Here is a 6,608-nt window from a genome sequence, read left to right on the forward strand (position 1 = left end):
AAAAATAAGGTTATAATAGTAATAACAGGTTTAATTGAAAGGAGAAAAAATGAAAAAAATATTTAAATCATATGGTATTGCATTATTAATTGTGGCTATTTATTCATTTGTGAAACTTCCTGTATTAAGGTTTGACTTCACATCAGGATTTACAACACTTGTTCTATTTTTTGTTTTAGCGGGGATTCTTGACATGATGTTTGATAGAGGAGAAAAAACATCAAAAATGGCAAAAAATAACTTTGTAATTGCAGCACTTTTATTAATTATAGTTATTGTGATTCCATTCTTTGTAACATCTCCAATATTTAGAGCTAGCTCTTACAGAAACTTACTTGGTAAAGTGGAAGAAAGTGTTTTTACAGAGGATGTAAGTCCAGTAAGTGTTGACAAAATAAGAATAGTAGATAAAGATATGGCAGTGAAATTAGGAGAAAAAAAGGTTGGGGAAATACCGGCAATAGGAAGTATATCTAAAGTTGGTGAGTATTCAATACAAAGTGTAAAGGGTGAACTATATTGGGTTGCGCCTCTTGTACATAGAGATATAGTAAAATGGATAACTAACCTTGATGGTACTAATGGATATATAATGGTATCTGCAACAAACCCTCAAGACGTAAGACTAGTACAAAATATTAATGGAAAACAAATTAAAATAGTATACCAAGAGGAAGCATACTTCTTACAAGATTTACATAGACATATCTATTTAAATGGTGTAGTAAACTATGGTATGACTGAATTTAATTTTGAGATTGATGATGAAGGTAATCCGTACTGGGTAGTAAGTTTATATGAACATAGTATTGGATATGGTGGAGCAAATGCTGTTGGAACAGCTGTTGTTGATGCGCAAAGTGGGGAAGTTAAAGTTTATTCAATAGAAGATACTCCTAAGTGGGTAGATAGAATTCAACCAGAAAACTTTATAGTTCAGCAAATAAAAGACTGGGGATTATACGTTAATGGATTTTTAAACTCTGTAATATCAGAAGAAGGTGTATTACTTCCTTCAGAGGGTACATCTCTTGTTTATGGAAACGATGGAAGATCATATTGGTATACAGGAATAACTTCTTCAGGGTCAGATGAATCTACTGTAGGATTTATGCTAGTAGATTCTAGAACAAAAGAATCTAAATTATATATGCAAACGGGAGCTACAGAAACTGCAGCTATGACAACTGCAGAGGGTAAGGTACAAGAAAAAGAGTACCAAGCCACATTCCCAGTTATGTACAATATACTTGGAAAGCCAACTTATGTTTTAGGATTAAAAGATAAGGCTGGATTAGTAAAAATGGTTGCATTTGTATCTGTTGAGGACTATAGTATTATAGGTCTTGGAGAAACAAAAGAAGATGCTTATAAAAACTATAAAGAAGTATTAGAATCAGAAGGTAATGATATAAGCTTAGATAAAAATGAAGACTTACAAAAGATAGAAGGTACTGTATCAAGAATAAATCAAGATGTAAAAAGCGGTAATACTACATATTACATTACATTAAAAGATAATAATCAATTGATATTTACAGGAACATCAAAAGTATCTACAGAGCTACCTATAACTATGGTAGGAGATAAGGTAAGTATATCTTATGATAAAACAGATTCAAGTATAATAAATATAGCTGAATTTGATAATAATAATATAGGAAAAATAGAAAAAGTTTCGAATAAAGAAGATAAGAGTAAAAATATAGAAAATAAAGAAAAAACTGAATAGTATAAAATAGCTAAGAAAAGGAAGAAATTTTAAATCTTCCTTTTTTTGTGTAAATTTTATTACATGATTTTAATATAATATAGTACAACTTGGTAAAATTAGCTTCAAGGAGATTGACTATGGTGGGATTAGAAAAAGATATTTTGTATCTAGTTAGTAGAGTGAGATGTGTCACAGAAAATCAAGTGGGAAAAGTATTTAATAATAAAAAAAGAAGTAGCAAAAAATCCCTAAAAAGAACTTTAAGAAAAATGTGTAATGATTATACTTTGAGAAAGTTTCCATGTAATATAAACTATACAAATTTTAAAGATAATTCATATGTATATTATTTAAATGGGAGTAACATTACAAAGGGAAACAGTCTGACAAAGATGTTGTTAGGCTCTGAAATAGCAATTAGATTAAATAGTGCAGGGTATGAAACAGTTAGGTTTTATAGAAATGCAAAAGTAGGGGATCAGACTTATGATATATTTATTGAATATATAAACCCGAGTAGACAAAGACTACAAGTATTAATAGATATCGAACTAGATGAAAATCTTAAATGCTCAAAGTATGATAATATTATTTATGATATCGATAACTCAACTATACCATTTTTTATGGTACCAAAAGTTATTGTTATATCTTCTAAAGAACAAAAGCATAATAAGTATAATATGAATGAGCATATACATTTTTTAGATACATCATTGAATAAATTATTTAATTATTTGTAAAATATGTAAATAGTTTTATGATTTTAGTTGCATCTTAAAGTTTGTTATGCTATTAATATATTATTAATAAAATTTATAAAAACCTAAGGTAGAGGTGCTGTACTTAATAGTACTAATATATAGCTGGCGAGCAATTATATGTTGGGAAAGGAATTATGGCCGAAGGTAATTTATAGGCATATGAATTATCTGGACTTATGCAAAATATGTATAAGGCTGTCACTTTTATTCGTAGAAGCAAATATAACAATAGACCTGTTTTCACGTCTGTTGGTTATATGAGCAAAACGGATTTTTCTATAAGTGTTGAGCTACAAGGTTTACTATGGCTATTTTAAACGTCCAAAGTATACCTTTGGGCGTTTATTTTTTTATATTAAAGGAGTTTATAATTTATCTGATGTGTGGATAAATTATAAATTCCAACCTATTTAAATGGAGCAACGGATGCATCTGAAGGGGCACGAAGATATATCGTTGGCGACATGAGTGAAGCGAATTTTTCATAAAGAGGAGTACATAATTTAAGGGGGGATGATAGTGAGCAAAGTAGTTGTTCAAAAATATGGTGGTAGTTCTGTATCTAGTACTGAAAAAATTAAGCTTATAGCAAGTAAATTAATAGAAAGAAAAAAGAAAAATCCTAAAATTGTGGTTGTAGTTTCAGCAATGGGAGATACAACAGATGATTTTATAAGTATGGCAAAGGATATAACAAAATCTCCAGATAAAAGGGAACTGGATGTTTTAATGTCCACTGGAGAGATGATATCTGCATCTTTATTGTCAATGAGTTTGAATTCATTAGGATGTGAAGCTGTAAGTTATAATGCTTATCAATTAAATATAAAAACTAGTGGACTTCATGGTAAATCATTAATAGATGATATTGATGTAAGTAAAATAAATGAAAGTTTAGATAGTGGTAAAATTGTAATAGTAACAGGATTCCAAGGATTAAATGATGAGGGGGATATAACAACATTAGGAAGGGGAGGATCCGACACTTCTGCTGTGGCTTTGGCAGTGAAATTAGATGGTATATGTGAAATATATACTGATGTGGATGGTATTTATTTTACAGATCCAAGAAAATACAGTGAAGCAAAAAAAATAAAAGAGATAGAATATGAGGAAATGTTAGAACTTGCAAGTTTAGGTGCTCAAGTAATGCACTCAAGAAGTGTGGAATTAGCTCAAAAGTATGATGTAGAGTTATATGTAGGCTTATCTTGCAGTGATATTGAAGGAACATATATAAGGGGGAGCAAAGAAATGAAGTTAGAGGATAAAGTTATTACAGGACTTGCAACTTGTGACGATGATGCAGCTATAACAATAGTAGATATAAAAATGGAAGATGTTTCAAAGTTATTTGAAAAGATTGCAGTAGGTGGAGTTAGTGTTGATATGATAAGCCAAACAGCACCTTTTAATAAAAAAGTAAATGTATCATTTACCATACCAAAGGATGATTTAAGGGAATGTAAAGAAATCGTTGGATGTTTTGTACCTAGTGAAAACATAATTATAGATGAAGGTATAACAAAGTTCTCTTTAGTAGGTTTAGGAATGAAAAATACTAGTGGTGTTGCATCAAAAGTATTTAAGATATTTAGTGATAATAACATAGCTGTAAAATTAATAACAACATCAGAAATAAGAATCACATGTGCTATTAACTCATCTTCTAAAGAAGTGGCAATAAGAGAAATAGCTAAAGAATTTAACTTATAAAACAGGAGGATACTATGAAACTTCATGGGACAATGGGAATAAGAGATAATACCTTATATATAGGTGGGGTAAATACTGTGGATTTAGCAAAAAAATATGATACACCTCTTTATGTATTTGATGAAGAGTTAATAAGAAATAACTGTAGAGAATATAATAAATACTTTAAAGTTAAGGAAAATAATAATAAAATTGCATATGCAGGGAAAGCTTTTTTACCAAAGTATATGTGTACTTTAATAGATGAAGAGGGACTTTATTTAGATGTAGTATCTGGTGGAGAGTTATATACAGCATATAAAGCCAATTTTCCTATGAAGAAAATATTATTTCATGGAAATAACAAAACAATAGATGAAATTAAGATGGGTGTTGATTTAGGTGTAGGTGTGTTTGTAGTTGATAATTTCTACGAGTTGGATATATTGGAAAGTCTTTGTGAAGAAAAAAACATGATTCAAGACATATACTTTAGAGTAACACCTGGTATAGATGCCCATACACATAAATACATTAAAACTGGTCAGATAGATTCTAAGTTTGGATTTGCTTTGACAAATGGTGATTTTTATATGGCAGTAGAAAGATTAAAAAAATATAAAAATGTAAAATTAATTGGGATTCACGCTCATATAGGCTCACAAATATTTGATGTAGAACCTTATGAAGAAGAAGTTGATGTTATGTTTAACTTAGTAAAAAAATTAAAGGAAGATTATGATATAGAAATTAAAGAAGTAGATTTTGGTGGAGGTATAGGAGTTTATTATACAGAAAGTGATAAGCCAAAAAGCATCAAGGAGTTTTGTGAAGGTATTATAAATAAATGCAATGAAAAATGCAAAGAAATAAATATAGATATGCCAACTCTTATATTAGAGCCAGGAAGATCTTTAGTTGCTAATGCGGGAAGCACTTTATACTCAATTGGTTCAATTAAGGAGATAAAAGATGTAAGAACTTATGTTAGTGTGGATGGTGGAATGACAGATAATATAAGACCGTCTTTATATCAAGCAGGATATGAATGTGCTATTGTAAACAAAATGAATAGCGAAAAATCATCGCATAAGGTAACTATTGCCGGTAAATGTTGTGAAAGTGGAGATATACTAATATCAAATACGAGCATTTTAGATATAGAAAGTAAGGATATATTAATAACAACATCTACAGGTGCTTATGGATACTCGATGGCATCAAACTATAACAAAATACCTAAAAACCCAGTGGTATTTGTGAATAAAGGAAATGACAAATTAATATGTAAAAGACAAAGTTACGAAGAGTTACTGTCTTTAGAATTATAAAATGAAAAAAGTTCTTTACTATATTAAAAAGTAAAGAACTTTTTTATATATCAGGAAATTATACTGTTCTCAAATCTGTGAATAACTTATGTAATTAAGTAATACCAATAAATATTGAGATGTAAAAAAGTTGTTTTTTGAGCAAGGTCGTTTCCTAAAATTTTATAGCGGCCACACAGTGGCTTAAAGTGGTAACGAGGATATATCGTTGACGATATGCTTCTCAATTTTGGCGATATGAGCGAAGCAAATTTTTCATTGTAAGTATATTTAGATTTATGCATAAATAATTCTTAATATCTAAATATAAATATATGAAATTTTATAATGTGGAAATTTAGGGTTTATGATAAACTATATTATACAACAGGGAGGGTTTTCATGAAAAAGAAATTATTGTTAATGTTAGTTTTAATAGCAGCCTTAATAGGTGGATGTAGTAAATTATCTAAAGATAGTTCTTTGATTAGAGGACAAGAAAAGCTTGAAAGTCATCAATATGATGAAGCTTTAACTTTATTATCTCAAGTTTTGGATGCAGACCCAGAAAATGAATCAGCCAGAGCGATGTATATGCAAGCTAGAAAAATGCAAAGTGCAGAAAAATATGAAAAAAATCATGATTATGATAAGGCAATAAAAGAATTGGACTCTATTGTAAATATAAATAATGGTTCTAAAAAAATTAAAAGAGAATCAGTAAATAAAAAGGATGAGCTAGAAAAATTACAACAAACCGCTGAAAAAGAAGCTCTACAAAGAAAAGAAAATGCCAAAAAATCATCAAAAGAAGATATGAACAAGTTAGAATCAGAGATAATTTACAATAATAAGAAAAATGAAGAAACAAAACAAGAAGAAAATATTCAAAAACCAACTGAAGAGAAACCAGTTGAACAACTACCAACTGAAAATGTAGAGGAAAATACGGAAACAAGTACAGATGTGCAGTCAAATAATGAAAAGGTTGAAACAAGTGCAGATGCACAGTCAAATAATGAAAATAGTGAAGTGTTAAATTAATAAAAATTAATGAAAAATAAACTGCTTTAAGCAGTTTATTTTTTTGAATTAATAGGAAATATAAATAATAATAAAAAACAC

General features: G+C 29.1%; 5 protein-coding genes and 1 riboswitch. All 5 genes read left to right on the forward strand.

Annotated elements, in window-relative coordinates:
• Positions 1-49: 49 nt before the first annotated feature.
• The 5 genes from NSA58_RS13730 to NSA58_RS13750 all read left to right on the forward strand — a co-directional run bounded on the left by NSA58_RS13730 (position 50) and on the right by NSA58_RS13750 (position 6,527).
• A complete protein-coding gene (locus NSA58_RS13730) occupies positions 50-1,732 on the forward strand; it encodes a hypothetical protein (RefSeq protein WP_074079590.1) in 1,683 nt (560 codons plus the stop codon).
• Between the two features lie 119 nt (positions 1,733-1,851).
• On the forward strand, positions 1,852-2,457 hold the full coding sequence (locus NSA58_RS13735; protein ID WP_039679723.1) for a hypothetical protein: 606 nt from the start codon (positions 1,852-1,854) through the stop codon (positions 2,455-2,457).
• A gap of 81 nt (positions 2,458-2,538) precedes the next feature.
• Positions 2,539-2,779: riboswitch (Lysine riboswitch) on the forward strand.
• 212 nt (positions 2,780-2,991) lie between these two features.
• Positions 2,992-4,194 carry an aspartate kinase gene (locus NSA58_RS13740; RefSeq protein ID WP_039679724.1) on the forward strand — a complete coding sequence of 401 codons (1,203 nt, stop codon included), beginning with the start codon at positions 2,992-2,994 and terminating at the stop codon, positions 4,192-4,194.
• A gap of 14 nt (positions 4,195-4,208) precedes the next feature.
• The gene (gene lysA / locus NSA58_RS13745) at positions 4,209-5,504 is read left to right on the forward strand and encodes a diaminopimelate decarboxylase (protein WP_039679725.1); all 1,296 of its coding nucleotides are present in this window, start codon (positions 4,209-4,211) and stop codon (positions 5,502-5,504) included.
• Positions 5,505-5,885: 381 nt separating this feature from the next.
• Positions 5,886-6,527: a tetratricopeptide repeat protein gene (locus NSA58_RS13750; protein ID WP_052232982.1), complete on the forward strand. Its 642-nt coding sequence runs from the start codon at positions 5,886-5,888 to the stop codon at positions 6,525-6,527.
• Positions 6,528-6,608: the final 81 nt, after the last annotated feature.

This window comes from Terrisporobacter muris, assembly GCF_024621905.1.
In the GTDB taxonomy this organism is placed as follows: domain Bacteria; phylum Bacillota; class Clostridia; order Peptostreptococcales; family Peptostreptococcaceae; genus Terrisporobacter; species Terrisporobacter muris.